The sequence below is a fragment of the Jiangella alkaliphila genome, assembly GCF_900105925.1.
Lineage (GTDB): Bacteria > Actinomycetota > Actinomycetes > Jiangellales > Jiangellaceae > Jiangella > Jiangella alkaliphila.
Window position 1 is genome coordinate 4,789,044 of record NZ_LT629791.1, and the last position, 16,722, is coordinate 4,805,765.

Sequence of the window (16,722 nt, forward strand, 5' to 3'; positions counted from 1 at the left end):
CACCCCCTCGACGTGGCAGACGCGCCACAGCCGGTGATCCGTCAGATCTCGGGCGCGAGCCGCGCCTTCGGGGGTGACTCTCCTGGGTATGTGTTGCATCTCAACCAGGCCAACGTGTACGCCAGACATGCGCCAAGTGAAGAGGATCTACCTCTTTTCCCGACCATTCCGGCGACAATTCGTCATGGTGCTGGAAAGCTCATCAGCCAAGATCGAGATGAGTGCTGACCTGGGGTTTGGCTTTACATCGTGGCGATGTAATTCCTGAATACTAGCGGAACTCGGTATGGGATCGCAGCCTAGGGTGTGTCTCCCAAGTCTCGGCCGTAGCGAGCGGCGTCCAGGTGGATGCCTCGCAAGGCCGAGGAAGGAGGCATAGCGGGGTTCTATGACGACTGACGAGAACGCAGCGAGGCGCCGCCTGGGCGTCGCGCAGTAGGCCACGGACTTGGGAGACACACCCTAGGGCTTGTCGACGCCGTCCGTGTCATGTGTCGCGCCGGTCAACGCGAATCGGGCCGCGGCGACGGCGGTCTCCTCGGCCGCCGCCTCCAACGGTGCGCCGGCCCCGTCGACCAGATAGAAGACGTCGATCGCCTCGGACCCGAGCGTCCCGACGACGGCCGACCGGATGACGACGCCCGGTCCGCTCAGTGCCGTCGCGAGCCGGTGCAGCAGGCCGGGTTCGTCGTGCGCCCGCACCTCCAGCACCGTCGCGTCCGCCGAGACGTCTCTGAGCAGCTCGACCTGGGGGCGGGCGTGTGCGATGACCCGGCCGCGCCACTCGGCGGCGCGCGCGGCCAGCCGCTCCCCCAGGCCCAGGCTGCCGCCGAGCGCCCGGGCGACGTCCTCGCGCAGCCTGACCTCGTCCGGGCCGCTGCCCCGGCGCGTCACCACCCGCCAGACGAGCACGACGGCGGCGCCCGCGGTGTACGCGCTGGCGGACCGGACGTCGAGGCGGTGCAGCGCCAGCACGCCGGCGACGGCGCCGAGCACGTGCTGGCCCTGCGGTGCGACGACCGTGACGGTGCTCAGCCCTGTAGCGTCGTCCGGCGGGGTCACCTGGACGGCCAGTGACGTGGACCTCGGGGCGCTCCCGTCCCGCTCCGCCGGCACCGTCTGCTCCACTGTCAGCGCGATCTGCGCCGCCAGCGCCGCTTGCTCAGCCGTCAGCCGGCCCGGCTCCGGCGGCGGGGCGCCGGCCAGCACCCGGCGGGTCCGCTCGACCAGGTCGCCGACCAGCCGGGACCGCAGCGGCGACCACGCGATCGGACCGGCGGCGGTGGCGTCGGCCTCGGTGAGGCAGGCCAGCAGGTCGAGGAACTCGCGCGTCCCGACGGCGTCGACGACCGCCGCGAGCGTGGCCGGGTCGTCCGGGTCGCGCCGGGTCGCCGTCTCGGGCAGCAGCAGGTGGTGCCGGACCAGCCGGCCCAGCGTCGCGGCGTCGTCGTCGCTCAGCCCGACCCGGCGGCCCAGACCGGCGGCGATCGGCTCGCCCGCCGCGGAGTGGTCGCCCGGCACGCCCTTGCCGAGGTCGTGCACCAGCGCGGCCAGCAGCAGCACGTCCGGCCGGGCCACCCGGCGGGTCAGCCGCGATGCCACCAGAGCCGTCTCGACGAGGTGCCGGTCGACGGTGTGCCGGTGGACGGGCGTACGGGTGGGGCGGTAGCGGATCCGTTCCCACTCCGGGAACCAGCGCACCACCAGCCCGGCCGCCTCCAGCGCGTCCCACACCGGCACGATGCCCGGACCGGCGCCGAGCAGGCTGACCAGCGCGTCGAGGGCCGGTGCCGGCCACGGCTCGGGCAGCGGCGGGCACTCGCCGGCCAGCCGCGCCAAGGTCGTCGGGCTGGGCACCAGGCCGGCCTGCGCCGCGGCGGCGGCCATCCGGAGCGGCAGGACGGCGTCGTGCGCCGGGTCGGCATCGCGGCCGAGCACCACCTCGCCGTCGTACTCGTCGACGCCGTCGGCCAGCGCGCGGCGGACCAGTTGCTGGCGCCGTCCGCGCCGCTTCCGGCCGGCCAGCGTCCGCTCGACGTCGCTCCAGGTGACGTCGGAGGCGTAGGCGATGCTGCGGCCGGCCTCGGCGACGCGGCGCAGCAGCGGGTCGGCGTCGGGCAGCCCGAGCTTGGCGGCGACGTCGTCCTGGTTCTCGAACAGCAGCCGGTCCTGCCGCCGGCCGGTCGTGCGGTGCAGCGCGTCGCGGACGGTGAGCAGCCACTGCCGGGCGAGGTCGACGCCGGCGGTGCGCGGGCGGTCGGCGATCCACGACGCCGTCACCGCCCGCAGCGCGAGCGTGTCGCGCAGCCCGCCGTAGGCCTGGACGAGGTCCGGCTCCAGCAGGTGCGCCAGCTCGCCCACACTCGCCGCGCGGTCGCGGCACATGGCCGCCAGCTCCGGCAGCCTGACGGCTGCCTGCTTGCGCCAGCCGTCGCGGACGCCGGCCCGCAGCTCGTCCGTCAAGGCCTCGTCGCCGGCCACGTGCCTTGCGTCGATCAGCCCGAGCGCCGCCTTGAGGTCGTCGGCGGCGACGTCGAGCGCCTGCCCGAGCGTGCGGACCGAGTGGTCCAGCGCCAGGCCGGCGTCCCACACCGGATAGAACACGGCGTCGGCGACGGCGCCTGGGTCGCCGCGGCCGGTGACCAGCAGCACGACGTCGAGGTCGCTGCCGGGCAGCAGTTCGCGCCGCCCGTAGCCGCCGACGGCGACCAGCGCGTACCCGCGCCGCGCCGCGTCGGGCACGTCCGCGAACAGCCGCGCCAGCCACCCGTCGGCCAGCTCGGACAGCGTCTTGGCCCGCTGCGCCGCGCCGAGGCGGTCGTCGTCGACGATCGCCCGGCGCAGCGCCACGAACCGCGCGGTGGTGGTGCTCAGAGCGCGTCCGGCCCGGTCTCCCCGGTGCGCACCCGGATGACGGCCTCGGCCGGCGTGACCCAGATCTTGCCGTCGCCGATCTTGCCGGTCCGGGCCGCCTCGGCGACGACCCCCAGCACCTGGTCCACGTCGAGGTCGTCGACCAGCACCTCCAGGCGCACCTTCGGCACGAGGTCGACGGTGTACTCGGCGCCCCGGTAGACCTCGGTGTGCCCCTTCTGGCGGCCGTAGCCGCTGGCCTCGGTGACGGTCATGCCGTTGACGCCGAACGCCTCCAGCGCCTTGCGGACCTCGTCGAGCTTGAACGGCTTGATAACAGCGGTGACGACCTTCATCGGGTCACGCTCCCTGCGTGGTCTCGGTGCGGACGGGGGCCGGCGCGGGCTGGGCGCGCGTGAGGCCGGCCGACGTCGAGGTCAGCTCGTAGGCGGTCTCGAGGTGGCTGCCGAGGTCGATGCCGTCGACCTCCTCCTCTTCGCTCACCCGGAACCCGACCGTCCGGTCGATGATCTTCCCGAGCGCGAACGCGACCACGAAGGAGAAGACGATGACGACGGCCGCGGCCACCGCCTGCCGCCAGAGCAGATCCACACCGCCACCGTAGAACAGGCCCTCGGCCTCACCGGTGAAGTCGGCCGACGCCAGCAGGCCGATCATCAGCGTGCCGACGACCCCGCCCACCAGGTGCACCGCGACCACGTCGAGCGAGTCGTCGTAGCCGAACCGGTACTTGAGCCCGACGCACAGCGCGCACACCGCGCCCGCGACAACGCCGATGACGATCGCGCCGACCGGGCTGACGAACGCGCAGGCCGGCGTGATGGCGACGAGGCCGGCGATCGCGCCGGACGCCGCACCCAGCGTCGTCGAGTGCTTCTGCTTCACGACGTCGACCAGCAGCCAGCCGAGCACCGCCGCCGCCGTCGCCACCATGGTGTTCACGAACGCTGCCGACGCCAGCCCGTTCGCGCCCAGCGCCGACCCGGCGTTGAACCCGAACCAGCCGAACCACAGCAGGCCGGCCCCCAGCAGCACGAACGGCAGGTTGTGCGGCCGCATCGGCTGCTTCGGCCAGCCGACCCGCTTGCCCAGCACGAGCGCCAGGGCCAGGCCCGCCGCGCCCGCGTTGATGTGCACGACGGTGCCGCCGGCGAAGTCCAGCGCGCCGAGGTCGAAGATCCAGCCGCCGCCCCACACCCAGTTGGCGACCGGGAAGTACACGATCGTCACCCAGAGCGGCACGAACAGCGCCCACCCCCGGAACGACGCACGCTCCGCGACCGCGCCGCTGATCAGCGCGACCGTGATGATGGCGAACACCGCCTGGAACGCCACGAAGGCGAACTCCGGGATCGGCGCCGCCGCCATGCTGTCCACGCCCACGCCGTCGAGGCCGAACTTCCCCAGCCCGCCGATGAGGTTGCCGTTGCTGCCGTCGAACGCCAGCGAGTAGCCCCACAGCACCCAGACGACCGGCACGATCGCCAGGCAGAGGAAGCTCATCATGAGCATGTTGAGGACGGCCTTGGCGCGCACCATGCCGCCGTAGAAGAAGGCCAGTCCAGGGGTCATGAGCAGAACGAGAGCCGCGCTCGTGAGCACCCACGCGGTATCGCCCGCGCTGAGTTCGGGCATCGTTGGCTCCTAGCCGAGTCGGAACGCCGGCCCGTTCACAGGCCGGCCACGTCCCTGTGATGGTGGCGACCCGTCGTTACTCGGGCGTGCGGCGGCCATTACGGCCACGTGACATGGGCCACTCCTGCGTTACGAGTACGTGAACAGCGCGCGCCCGAGGCTCAACCGGCCGCCTCGACCGCGATCAGCTCGTCGAATCGGACGGAGTGCTGGAACGCGTAGCCGGCCCGCAGCAGGACGGCCTCCTCCAGGTAGCGGCCGACCAGCTGCATGCCCACCGGGAGGCCCTGCGACCGTCCGCACGGGATGGTCAACGCCGGATGCCCCGTGTAGTTGAACTGGAGGGTGTTGCGCAGGCCCGGCAGACCCATGGCGCGGTCTCCGTCGCCCTCGCCGTCGCCCCCGGCCGGCTGCAGGTTCGCCGGGAACCGCGGCCGCTCGCGGAACACCGGCGCCGTCGTCAGGCAGGTCGGCATGAGCAGGACGTCGACGTCGACCAGGGCCCGGTCGTAGGCCGCCACGAAGGTGGGCCGCACGTTCTGCGCCCTGGCGTAGAGCCTGCCCTCGAAGACGCGCGCGCTGAGCTCGCCGAGCAGGCGCTGCAGCCGGCGTTCGGGATAGCGCTCCACTTCCATGCGCCACGACCGGCCGAGTGCCGCGGCGAGTGAGGGCGGGTAGTACGTCTCCCCCAGCGCGGAGATGCCGGCCCGGCCGACGGCGTGGCTGCCGTCCAGCGTCAGCGCCGCGTACGCGGGCGTCACGGCCAGATGCTCCGGTACGGAGACGTCAACGATCTTCGCGCCCGCGGCTCGCAACACGACCGCTGCCGACCGCACGACCGCGGCCACCTCCGGATCGGCGTCGAGGAATGCCTCGTCGAGCAGCCCGATGGTCAGCCCGTCGACGCCGTCGGCCAGGGTCGACGAGGTGTCGACGGCGTCCGGGATGTGCCGCCCCTGACGCGGGTCCAGGCCGTCGTACCCCGCGACGACGTCCAACGCGGCCGCGATGTCCTCGACGCTGCGGGCGATCGGCCCGACGTGGTCGACGGTCGGGTCGTTGTCCGACACGACCCCGAAGTGGGACACCAGGCCAAACGTGGGCTTGAGGCCGATCGCGCCCGACCACGCCGCCGGGATCCGGACGGAGCCGCCCTGGTCACCGCCGAAGGCGATGTCGACCTCGCCGGCCGCTGCCGCGACCGCGCCGCCGGACGACGTCCCACCGGCCAGCCGGGTCGGGTCGTGCGGGTTCTTCGGGCGCCGGGCGTCGCTGACCTCGCCGAAGCCGCCGACCACCGCGTTCGTCCCGACGACCGTCGCGCCCGCCTCGAGGACCCGCCGCGCGACCGTGGAGTCGAAGTCGGGCATCAGGTGGTCGACACCGTGCGACCCCAGCGTCGACGGGATGCCAGCGACCACGATGGTGTCCTTGAACGAGACGGTCCTCCCGGCGAGGGCGCCCGCGGCGTCGCCGCCGAACGAGCACTTCCGCACCCACGCGTTCAACGGATCCTCCGCCGCGTCGGGCCTGTAGGGCACTCCCCGCCGCACGTCGGCCGCCGGTGGCGGCGGTTCCTGGAGCCGCAGGTTCATGAAGTCGTCGAGCACCTCGAGACCGTCGGCCACGAGTCGCTGATAGGTCGCCACCTCGTGACCGGCCAGTTCGAAGCCGAGCGACCGGGCGACCCGCTGGAGCTCATCGGACTCGGGCACGATGAACATGCCGACCTCCGGACGCGGTGATTCAGGCGAAACGGTTGTTTCGATGATTGAATCACGCGTGCCGGAGGGCACGCCACCGACGTCCCGGTGTCAGAGCTCGAGACGTGGCCGGTAGAGATCGAACCAGTGATGCAGGTCCAGGGCCGCCTCGATGCCGAATCGCGTGTCGGCGGGCGCCGCCGAGACCTCCGCCGTCGCGGCCCGCGTCAGCCACGCCCGGTCGACCAGCTCGAACACCGGGCTGGACGATTCGCCGAGCAGATCCCGCGCCTGGTCCTGGATGCTTCGCAGATAGCCGGGGTCCTGCGTCAGCGGATACGCCGCCTTCTTCCGATCGCGGATCGAACGCGGGACGACCTCTCCGCTCGCCGCACGGAGCAGGCTCTTCTCCCGGCCGTCGAAGGTCTTCAGCGCCCACGGCGTGTTGTAGATGTACTCGACGAGGCGATGGTCGCAGAACGGCACGCGCACCTCCAGGCCGACGGACATGGACAGGCGGTCCTTCCGGTCGAGCAGATAGCGCACGAAGCGGGCGACGCTCAGATAGAAGACTGTGCGCATGCGCCGTTCCGTCTCGCTCTCGTCGTCGAGGTGGCCGGCCTCGGCCGCCGCGCTTCGGTAGAGCTCGTCGATGTAGTCGTCAAGCTCCGTTTTGCGCCGCAGGTCCTCGGACACCCATGGGAGCGGGTCGCCCACGCGGGACCGGATGAACGAGATCCAGGGGAAGGTGGCGTCCCGTTGGGCGGCTTCGTCGTGGAACCAGAGGTAGCCGCCGAACACCTCGTCGGCCGATTCTCCGGACAAGGCGACGGTCGAGTTGGCGCTGATGGCGTCGAACAGGAGATACAGCGAGGTGTCGAGGTCACCGAATCCTGTCGGCAGGTCGCGGGCCGCGATGCCGGCTCGGCGCACGGCCGGATCCTTCAGCATCTCCGGGTCCAGCATGACCACCTCGTGGTTCAGCTGGTGATAGGCAGCCATTTCGCGGACGAACTGGGAGTCGGGCGCCTCGCAACCTTCCTGCGGGGTGAAATTCTCCTCGTACCCGGCGAAGTCGACGGAGAACGTCCGCAAGGAATCGCCGTCGTCGTCCAGGTGCCGCGCGGCGAGACCGGTGATGGTGCTGGAGTCGAGGCCGCCGGAGAGCAGGACGCACCGCGGCACGTCGGCGACGAGCTGTCGCCGGACGATGTCGTCCAGGAGCTCTCGTACGTGTTCGATCGTCGTCTCACGGTCGTCGCGGTGCTCCGACGGCTGCAGCCGCCAGTACGTGCGGCTCTTGATGCCACCGGACTCGACGGACACGATCGTGCCGGGAAGGACCTCGCTCATCCCCTTCCACAGCGACCACCCGGGCGGTTTGGTGTAGAGACGGTGCGACAGCAGGCCGCGTAAACCATCGAGGTCGACGACCTTCCTGACCGACGGGTGGGCGAGAATCGCCTTGGGTTCGGACCCGAAGAGGACGCCGTCCGGCGTCGGATAGTAGTAGAGCGGCTTCACGCCGAGGCGATCGCGGATCAACAGCAGGCGGGAGTCCCGGTCGTCCCAGATCGCGAAGGCGAACATTCCATTGAGATGGTCGACGAGGCCGTCGCCCCACTCCAGATAGCCGTGCAGCACGACCTCCGTGTCGCTCCGCGTCCGGAACCGGTGGCCCTTCTGGAGCAGTTCGCGGCGCAACTCCAGGTAGTTGTAGACCTCGCCGCTGTACGTGAGCGCCACGGTGCCGTTCGGGGTATCGAACGTCATGGGTTGCTTGCCGCCGTCCAGATCGATCACCGCAAGTCTGCGATGACCGAGCGCGACGTCGTGCCGTAGCCAGACGCCGGAGTCGTCGGGTCCGCGGCGCGCCATGGTCGCGACCATGGCGTCGACAATGTCCCGGCTGGCGCTCAGGTCCGAGTCATATGACACCCATCCCGCGATGCCGCACACGTCGCCTTCTCTCGTCGGAAGTCCCGGCTCAGACGTGGTGTCCATGACATCCCCACGCCGGAGAGCGAGCCAGGGGGAGATCTTCGCTCGACGAGAATCGGTGATCAGCGCAGCGGCGCGGTGGAGCTGCGCTCGATCAGCGTCGTGGCGAGCTCGAAGTGGTGGGTCTCGGGGCGCTGGCCCTGGGCGAGCCCCAGCAGCGTCCGCAGGGCGACCCGGCCCATCTCGCGCATGGGCTGGCGCACGGTGGTGAGCTGGGGCGACGTCCAGGCGGCGGCGTAGGTGTCGTCGAAGCCGACGATGCTGAGGTCTTCCGGCAGGCGCAGGCCGCGCCGGCGGGCCTCCTCCATGACGCCCAGGGCGGACGCGTCGCAGCCGGCGACGATGGCCGTCGGCGGGTCGGCGAGGTCGAGCAGGCGCCCGGCCATTGCGCGGCCGTCCTCGTGGCTGAAGCCGACCTGCAGCACCAGGGAGTCGTCGAGAACGACATCCCGGCTGCTCAACGCCGCCAAATGACCGTGCAGCCGCTGCTGCGCCGGCCGCGACGCGGGCGGGCCGCCGGCGAAGCCGATGCGCCGGTGCCCCAGCCCGAGCAGGTGCTCGGTCGCCTGCAGCCCGCCTGACCAGTTGGTGGCGCTGACGCTGACCAGCTGGTCGGTCGTGCTGGGGTCGATCGAGACGGGGTCGACGGCGACCAGGCCGAGGCCGGCGTCGGCGCAGGCGCGGACCTGGTCGGGCCGAACCTCGGTCGTGACGACGATCAGCCCGTGATGTCCCTTGGCGGACAGCCCGCGGAACCAGCCGGGCGTCAGAGCCGACGACCCGGCCAGGTGTGTGACGACGACGTCGACGCCCTGCTCGTTGCCGGCGGAGACCACGCCGGAGAGCACCTGCGCCGAGTACAGGTTCACGAACGCGTCGAACAGGACGGTGACGGTGGGCGTGGTGTCGTGCACCCGCCGGCCGGTGCTGGGAACGTAGCCGAGCGACCCGATCGCCTCGTGCACCCGCTCCCGGGTCGCCGCCGCGACGTCGCCGCGCCCGTTGAGCACCTTCGACACCGTCGCCTTCGACACCCCGGCGGCTTGCGCGACGGTGTCGAGGGTCGGCCGCTCTCTTCGCATACGTCCGAAACTATTTCGAGCACACACTCCCTGTCAAGAGGGCATTGACGCCATCGACCCGCCTCGTTACGCTCCCTCGCATCCGAAACAACGTCGCAACTGTTTCGGACCCAGCCGCTTCACGAGGACAGGATGGCGCAATGAGGCACATCAGACTCCGTGCCGTGACGGCAGCGACGTTCGCCGCCACGGCGCTCACACTCGCGGCGTGCGGGGGTGCGAGCCCCGGCGACTCCACTGACGGCAGCGACGACAGCACCAGCGGCAGCGATGAGAACGGAACCGAGGGCGGCGCCGCCAGCGCCTGGATCCTCACCGGCGGCGGCTGGCCCGTCACGGCCGCATCGTTCGAGCGCTGGAACGGCGAGCACGACGACCAGCCGATCGCGGTCGAGGAGTTCGAGAACGACGCGTACAAGGAGAAGATCCGCACCTCGGTCGGATCCGGCGAGGCACCGACGCTGGTCATGAACTGGACCGGCGGCACACTGGCCGACTACGTCGCGAACGACCAGGTCGTCGACATCGGCGCCGACACCCAGGCGCTCGTCGACCGCGTCATGCCGTCCGTCGCGCAGAACGGCGCCATCGACGGCACCACCTACGCGGTCCCGATGAACGACGTCCAGCCGGTCGTCCTCTACTACAACGAGGACCTGTTCGCGCAGGCCGGCATCGAGGTGCCGACCACCTGGCAGGAGACCCTCGACGCGGTCGCGACGTTCAGCGACGCCGGCATCATCCCGTTCTCGCTGGCCGGGCAGAGCGTCTGGCCGGAGCTGATGTGGATCCAGTACCTCACCGACCGCATCGGCGGCCCCGAGGTGTTCCAGGCGGTTCTCGACGGCACACCCGACGCCTGGTCCGACCCGGCGATCACGGAGGCGCTGACGAAGATCCAGGAGCTGGTCGACGCCGGCGGGTTCGGCGACGCGTTCGCGTCGGTCGCCGCTGACCAGAGCGCCGACGCCGCGCTGGTGCACACCGGCCGCGCCGCCATGCTGCTGCAGGGCAGCTGGGTCTACGCGACCTTCCACACCGACAACCCGGAGTTCGCGACGTCCGCGCTCGGGTTCACGACGTTCCCGACGATCGAGGACGGTAGCGGCGACCCGGCGAACATCGTCGGCAACCCGGCCAACTTCTGGTCGATCTCCGCCTCGGCGGACGACGCGGCGCAGCAGACCGCGCTGGACTACCTCAACGAGTTCGTCTACGACGACGACCAGCTCACCGCCATGCTCGACGCCGGCAGCGTCCCGCCGGTCGCGGGGCTGGAGGACCAGATCGCGCAGAGCGACGACGCCGAGTACCTCGGCTTCGCCTATGGGCTGGTGCAGGACGCGCCGCACTTCCAGCTCTCCTGGGACCAGGCGCTCCCGGCCGACCAGGCGCAGGAGCTGCTGACGAACCTCAGCCAGATCTTCCTCGGCGAGATCACCCCGCAGCAGTTCGTCGACGCGATGAACGCCACGCTCTGACCCGTCGAGCGCCGTGCACGCCGGCGGCGACTGGGGGCCGGAGGCTCCCACGAGTCGTCGGCCCGTCACCGATGGAGGGCTGGACAGGCAGGATGTGCGCGGCGCGACACATGAGGAGTGGAATGCGGACGGTCGAAGGGCCCGTCGTTCTGGCTGGCCGTACCGGCGCTCGCGTTCTTCGCCCTGTTCGCACTGCTCCCCCTCGGCGGCGTCGCCGTCCTGTCGTTCATGGAGTGGGACGGGCTCGGCACGCCGCGCTGGGCCGGGACGAGCATCTGGATCGACACCGTCACCGACCCGGCCACCCGCGAGGCGCTCGGGCGCACCGTCGTGTTCGTGGTCGTGTCGTTCCTGTTCCAGGCGCCGGTCGCGCTGCTGCTCGGCGTGTTCACCGCCGGACGGCAGCGCTACCGGGCGGCCTTCGCGGTGCTGTACTTCCTGCCGCTGCTGTTCTCGTCGGCGGCCATCGGCATCGTGTTCCGGTCGCTGCTGGACCCGAACTTCGGGCTGTCCCGCGCCTTCTCCCCCGGCACGCTGTCGACGAACTGGCTGGGCGACCCGGACCTCGCGCTCTACGCGGTGATCTTCGTCGTCGGCTGGTGCTTCGTCCCGTTCCACGCGCTGCTCTACCAGGCCGGCGTCCGGCAGATCCCGGCGTCGCTGTACGAGGCGGCGACGCTGGACGGCGCCGGACGGTGGCAGCAGTTCCGGTGGGTGACGCTCCCGCAGCTGCGCTACACGATCGTGACGTCGTCGACGCTGATGCTGGTCGGCTCGCTGACGTACTTCGACCTGGTGTTCGTGCTGACCGGCGGCGGGCCGGGCGACGCGACGAGGATCCTGCCGCTGGACATGTACCTCACCGGGTTCCGCAGCTACCAGATGGGCCCGGCCAGCGTCATCGCCGTGATCCTGGTGGCGATCGGCCTCGCGCTGTCGCTGTTCCTCAGCCGCGTCTCCGGCTCGAGCCGCATGCAGAGCCAGCAGGCGGGCGCGGCATGAGCCGGCGCCGGATCCGCGAGACGCCGAACGTGCTGGGCGCCCTGGGCGGCCTGGTGTGGGTCGTCGTGACGATCGTGCCGGTCTACTACCTGGTGCTCACCAGCCTGCGCCGGCAGCAGGACTACTACGTCGAGAACCCGCTGCTGCCGCCCGCGGACCCGACGCTGGACGCGTACCGGCTGGTGCTGGAGAACGACTTCCTGCGCTACCTGACCAACAGCCTCGTCGTCACCGTCGCGTCGGTGGTGGTGATCCTGACGGTGTCGCTGATGGCGTCGTACTACCTGGTCCGCTCCGGGACGCCGCTGTCGCGCGGCACGCTGCGGCTGGTGCTGCTGGGCCTGGCGATCCCCGTGCAGGCGACGATCATCCCGGTCTACTACCTGATCGTGCGGCTCGGGCTGTACGACAGCCTGGTCGCACTGGTGCTGCCGGCCATCGCGTTCGCCATCCCGATCAGCGTGCTGATCATCGTCAACTTCGTCCGCGACATCCCGGCGGAGCTGTTCGAGTCGATGCGCGCCGACGGCGCCGGGCACGGGCGCATCCTGCTGGCGCTGGTGCTGCCGCTGAGCCGGCCGGCGCTGCTGACCGTCGGCATCTACCAGGCGCTGCAGGTGTGGAACGGGTTCCTGTTCCCGCTGGTCCTGACGCAGAGCTCGTCGGTGCGCGTGCTGCCGCTGTCGCTGTGGACCTACCAGGGCCAATTCGCCGTCAACGTGCCGGCGGTGCTGGCCGCGGTGACCCTGTCCGCGCTCCCCGTCCTGGCCGCGTTCATCGTCGGCCGCCGCCAGCTGGTGTCCGGCCTGACCGCCGGCTTCGGTAAGTGAGGATTCGATGACCGCTGAGACCGAGCGCGTCGACGCGCTGCTGGCCGCGATGACGCCGGAGGAGAAGGCCGGCCAGCTGGGCAGCTTCTGGTTCCGGCCGGACGAACCGGGCGGCGACGTCGCGCCGATGGAGGGCGAGATGACCGGGCCGCAATCGTTCGAGGCGGCGATCGAGCACGGGCTGGGCCACCTCACCCGGGTGTTCGGGACGGTGCCCGTCTCGGTGGCGGACGGCGTCGCGGACCTGCGCGAGCGGCAGACGCGCATCCAGAAGGCGTCGCGGTTCGCGATCCCGGCCATCGCGCACGAGGAGTGCCTGACCGGGTTCACGGCGTACGGCGCCACCGTCTACCCGACGCCGCTGGCCTGGGGCGCCGCCTTCGACCCGGACCTGGTCGAGGAGGTCGCCGCCGCGATCGGCCGCGACCTGCGCGCCGTCGGCGTCGACCAAGGACTCGCGCCGGTGCTCGACGTCGTCCGCGACTACCGCTGGGGCCGGGTCGAGGAGTCGATCGGCGAGGACCCGTACCTGGTCGCGACAGTGGCGACGGCGTACGTGCGCGGCCTGCAGTCCACCGGGCTCGTGGCGACGCTCAAGCACTTCGCCGGCTACTCGGCGTCACGGTCGGCGCGCAACCACGCGCCGGTCGCGATGGGCCCGCGGGAGCTGGCCGACGTGCTGCTGCCGCCGTTCGAGCTGGCGATCCGCGAGGGCGGCGCCGGCTCGGTGATGCCGTCCTACGCGGCCGTCGACGGCGCCCCGCCCACGGCCAGCCGGACGCTGCTGACGTCGGTACTGCGGGACGAGTGGGGGTTCGACGGGACCGTCGTTTCGGACTACTGGGCGGTCCCGTTCCTGCGCCGGACGCACCGGATCGCGGCGGACGACGACGGCGCCGGCGCGCTCGCCCTGGCCGCCGGCGTGGACGTCGAGCTGCCCGAGACGGTCGGCTTCGCCGGGCTCGCTGCGCTGGTCCGTTCTGGCGCCGTCCCCGAGGCGGTGCTGGACGACGCGGCCCGCCGGGTGCTGCTGCAGAAGGCCCGGCTCGGCCTGCTCGACCCCGACTGGGCGCCGCGGGCGGACGACGGCGTCGACCTCGACTCCCCCGGCAACCGGTCGCTGGCCCGCCGACTGGCCGAGCGGTCGGTCGTGCTGCTGTCCAACGACGGGACGCTGCCGCTCGCGCCGGGGCCGGGCCGGGTCGCCGTCGTCGGGACCACCGCCGTCGAGCCGCGCACGTTCCTCGGCTGCTACTCCTTCCCGAACCACGTGCTGGCCAAGCAGGGCGGCGACGACCTCGGCATCGCGGTGCCGACGCTGCTGGACGCGCTTCGCGTGGAGCACGCCGGCGCGGACGTGACGCACGCGCAAGGCGCCGCGATCACCGGCGACGACCGGTCCGGGTTCGCCGCGGCGGTGGCGCTGGCGGCACAGGCGGACGTCGCGATCGTCGCGGTCGGCGACCTCGCCGGGCTGTTCGGACGCGGCACGTCCGGCGAGGGCTGCGACGCGCCGGACCTCACGCTGCCGGGCGTCCAGGCGGACCTGGTGACGGCGGTGCTGGACACCGGGACGCCGGTGGTGCTGGTCGTGGTGTCCGGGCGGCCGTACGCGCTCGGCGACCTGGCGCCCCGGTGCGCGGCCGTCGTGCAGGCGTTCTTCCCGGGCGAGGAGGGCGGCGCCGCGATCGCCGGCGTGCTGTCCGGGCGGGTGGACCCGAGCGGCCGGCTCCCGGTCGCCGTCCCGCGCACGCCGTCGTCGTCGCTGCCCACCTACCGGGCAGCGCCGCTGGACCAGCGCACCGACGGCGTCTCCAGTCTCGACCCGGCGCCGCTGTACCCGTTCGGGCACGGGCTGTCGTACACGACGGTGGCGTACGAGGCGCTGACGCTCAGCGCGTCGTCGATGCCGTCGGACGGCCGGGTCGACGTGACGGTGACGGTGCGCAACACCGGCGCGCGGCCGGCCGCCGAGATCGTCCAGCTCTACCTCACCGACCACGTCGCGCAGACGGTCCGACCGGTGCGCGAGCTGATCGGCTACCGGCGGGTCCCGCTGGCGCCCGGCGACGCGCGCCGCGTCACGTTCACCGTCCACGCCGACCGCACCTCGTTCACCGGCCTGGACCTGCGCCGCGTCGTCGAGCCCGGCACGTTCACCCTGGCCGCCGGCCGATCCAGCGAGGACCTCCCGGTCGCCGCCGAGCTGGAGGTCACCGGCCGGCTGCGCGTCCTGGACGGCCCCCGCGTGCTCACCACCCCCGCCCGCGTGGACCCAGCACGTTGATCTTGGAGTTCTTCGGCAATTGCGGTCCGGAATGCCCGATAGATGGCCGAACAACTCCAAGATCAACTCGGGGCGGCGGGCGGAAGGAGGTTGCATCCGGTACGTGGGTACGGGTTTACCGTCGGGACATGGACAACGCCTCGTTCATCCCCGACTCGTGCACGCTGCCGTCGGCGGACCGGCCGCTGCGACTGGCCGAGTTCGCCGACCTGTTCGCCCGCTCCGCCCGACAGCCGGACCGCGTCTCGCCCACCCGGCTGCGGCTCACGCTCGAGGACGACCCCGCCGTGCTCGCGACGGCCCGCGACCTCGCCGCCCGCGAGACCGCCTGCTGCGGGTTCTTCACCTTCACCTTCGGCGACGGCGGCGCGCTGACGGTGGACGTGTGGCCGGCGCAGGCGCCGGTGCTCGACGGGCTGGAGCGGCTGGCCCGATGACCGGGTCGCGCCCCGGGCGAGACTCCGCCCGGGGCGCGACCTCGGCGGACGGGATCAGTGCTCCCAGTCCCAGCTGCGCTGCAGCTCGCGATCACGCATGGTTCCTCCTCTCCTCTGTTCGACGAACGGCCGGGCCGGTGCCGTCGCGGGCGCGCAGCAGCGTCGCCCAGATCAGCACCGCACCCAGCGAACCGGCGGCCGCGCACGCGGCGACGGCCACCGACGGCGGCATCAGTTCCGCCAGACCTCCGGCCAGCAGGACGCCGACGCCCTGCGCGGACTGCAGGCCGGCCGACGCGAAGCCGATGGCGCGCCCGCGCACCTCGTCGGCCAGCTCCTCGGTGAACGTCACCTGCGCCAGCACCATGTACGTCGCGAGCAGACCGGAGAGCGCCCACAGCGCCACCGTCACCGGCAACGGCGGGCCGGCGACCGTCGCCACCAGCGGCAGCCCGGCCGCGACGGCGAGCGGCACCGTCAGCCGATCCCTCCACGGCGGCCGCACGCGGGTCACCAGCGCGGCGCCGACGACCGATCCCGCGACGTCGGCCGCCATCAGCAGCCCGACGGCGGACGTACCGGCCCCGATCTGGGCCGCGTACGGTGCCGCCAACGCCTCCGGCGCCAGGTAGAGGCCGAACAGCCAGATCAGCGACACCAGCCCGAGCAGCCGCCGGTCACCGACGACCAGCCGCACGCCGGCCAGCGCGAACCCGGACGGCCGCCGCGCGGGCACGCCGTCGGCTCCACCGGGCCGGTGCGGCCGCAGCCCCCACCGCAGCAGCGCCGCCGACAGCAGGAACGTCACGGCGTTGGCGGCGAGCGCGACGTTCGGCCCGCCCGCCCACACCACCACCAGCCCGCCGGCGGTGAACCCGGCGACCTGGGCCAGCCCATCGGTCGCCGTCACGATGCCCAGCCCGACGGCGAACCGGTCGCCGGTCAGCACGGACGGCAGGGTCGCGTTCCGGGCCGCGGCGAACAGCGGCTGCAGGCACGTCATCGCCACGACGAGTGCCGCCAGCAGCGGCAGCGGCATCCCGGGGATCGCCATCAGCCCGGCGAACGCCGCCCGTGCGACGTCGACGGCCACCATCACCGTCCGGCGCGAGTACCGGTCGGCCAGCCCGGCCAGCAGCGGCGCCGTGACCAGCGGCGGCAGCAGCGTCAGCGCGTAGACCAGGGCCGTCAGCCCGGCCGAGTCGGTCCGCTCGTACACCAGCAGCGCCAGAGCCACCCGGGCCAGCTGGTCGCCGACGCGCGACTGCGTCTGAGCCAGCCAGAGCGTACGGAACTCGGGGACGCCGAACACCTCGCGCCAGCCGGCCATCCGCCCTCCCGCACCGGCACCGCACCGGCCCGGTCGCCACGATAGGGACGGACGTCTTCA

General features: G+C 72.2%; 12 protein-coding genes. 5 read left to right on the plus strand and 7 right to left on the minus strand.

The annotated features are described in order from the left end of the window. Window positions 1-462 precede the first annotated feature (462 nt). The 6 genes from BLV05_RS21875 to BLV05_RS21900 all read right to left on the minus strand — a co-directional run bounded on the left by BLV05_RS21875 (window position 463) and on the right by BLV05_RS21900 (window position 9,295). Window positions 463-2,937 (minus strand): [protein-PII] uridylyltransferase, encoded by a 2,475-nt coding sequence (locus tag BLV05_RS21875; RefSeq protein ID WP_152690891.1) that lies wholly within the window; start codon window positions 2,935-2,937, stop codon window positions 463-465. Beyond that, complete coding sequence (locus tag BLV05_RS21880; protein WP_046770437.1) at window positions 2,871-3,209, minus strand: P-II family nitrogen regulator; 339 nt, start codon at window positions 3,207-3,209, stop codon at window positions 2,871-2,873. The genes BLV05_RS21875 and BLV05_RS21880 overlap by 67 nt, the downstream gene beginning before the upstream one ends. A gap of 4 nt (window positions 3,210-3,213) precedes the next feature. Continuing rightward, window positions 3,214-4,509 (minus strand): ammonium transporter, encoded by a 1,296-nt coding sequence (locus BLV05_RS21885; protein ID WP_046770438.1) that lies wholly within the window; start codon window positions 4,507-4,509, stop codon window positions 3,214-3,216. 161 nt (window positions 4,510-4,670) lie between these two features. Further along, window positions 4,671-6,233: an amidase family protein gene (locus BLV05_RS21890; RefSeq protein WP_052762742.1), complete on the minus strand. Its 1,563-nt coding sequence runs from the start codon at window positions 6,231-6,233 to the stop codon at window positions 4,671-4,673. Between the two features lie 90 nt (window positions 6,234-6,323). After that, on the minus strand, window positions 6,324-8,171 hold the full coding sequence (gene asnB, locus BLV05_RS21895; RefSeq protein WP_046770439.1) for an asparagine synthase (glutamine-hydrolyzing): 1,848 nt from the start codon (window positions 8,169-8,171) through the stop codon (window positions 6,324-6,326). A gap of 104 nt (window positions 8,172-8,275) precedes the next feature. Then, complete coding sequence (locus tag BLV05_RS21900) at window positions 8,276-9,295, minus strand: LacI family DNA-binding transcriptional regulator (protein ID WP_046770440.1); 1,020 nt, start codon at window positions 9,293-9,295, stop codon at window positions 8,276-8,278. 140 nt (window positions 9,296-9,435) lie between these two features. Here BLV05_RS21900 and BLV05_RS21905 point away from each other — a divergent pair, with 140 nt between their 5' ends. The 5 genes from BLV05_RS21905 (at window position 9,436) to BLV05_RS21925 (ending at window position 15,332) form a co-directional block, all read left to right on the plus strand. After that, window positions 9,436-10,776, plus strand: a complete 1,341-nt coding sequence (locus tag BLV05_RS21905; protein WP_046770441.1) for an extracellular solute-binding protein — start codon at window positions 9,436-9,438, stop codon at window positions 10,774-10,776. A 117-nt stretch (window positions 10,777-10,893) separates the two neighbouring features. After that, window positions 10,894-11,778, plus strand: coding sequence for a carbohydrate ABC transporter permease (locus BLV05_RS21910; protein WP_046770442.1), 885 nt, complete (start codon window positions 10,894-10,896; stop codon window positions 11,776-11,778). Continuing rightward, window positions 11,775-12,608, plus strand: a complete 834-nt coding sequence (locus BLV05_RS21915; RefSeq protein WP_046770443.1) for a carbohydrate ABC transporter permease — start codon at window positions 11,775-11,777, stop codon at window positions 12,606-12,608. Before BLV05_RS21910 ends, BLV05_RS21915 begins: the two co-directional genes overlap by 4 nt. A 7-nt stretch (window positions 12,609-12,615) precedes the next feature. Further along, window positions 12,616-14,895: a glycoside hydrolase family 3 N-terminal domain-containing protein gene (locus BLV05_RS21920; protein WP_046770444.1), complete on the plus strand. Its 2,280-nt coding sequence runs from the start codon at window positions 12,616-12,618 to the stop codon at window positions 14,893-14,895. A gap of 128 nt (window positions 14,896-15,023) precedes the next feature. Then, complete coding sequence (locus BLV05_RS21925) at window positions 15,024-15,332, plus strand: hypothetical protein (RefSeq protein WP_046770445.1); 309 nt, start codon at window positions 15,024-15,026, stop codon at window positions 15,330-15,332. 91 nt (window positions 15,333-15,423) lie between these two features. Here the strand turns inward: BLV05_RS21925 and BLV05_RS21930 are convergent, their stop codons facing one another. Beyond that, on the minus strand, window positions 15,424-16,662 hold the full coding sequence (locus tag BLV05_RS21930) for an MFS transporter (RefSeq protein ID WP_046770446.1): 1,239 nt from the start codon (window positions 16,660-16,662) through the stop codon (window positions 15,424-15,426). Window positions 16,663-16,722 lie beyond the last annotated feature (60 nt).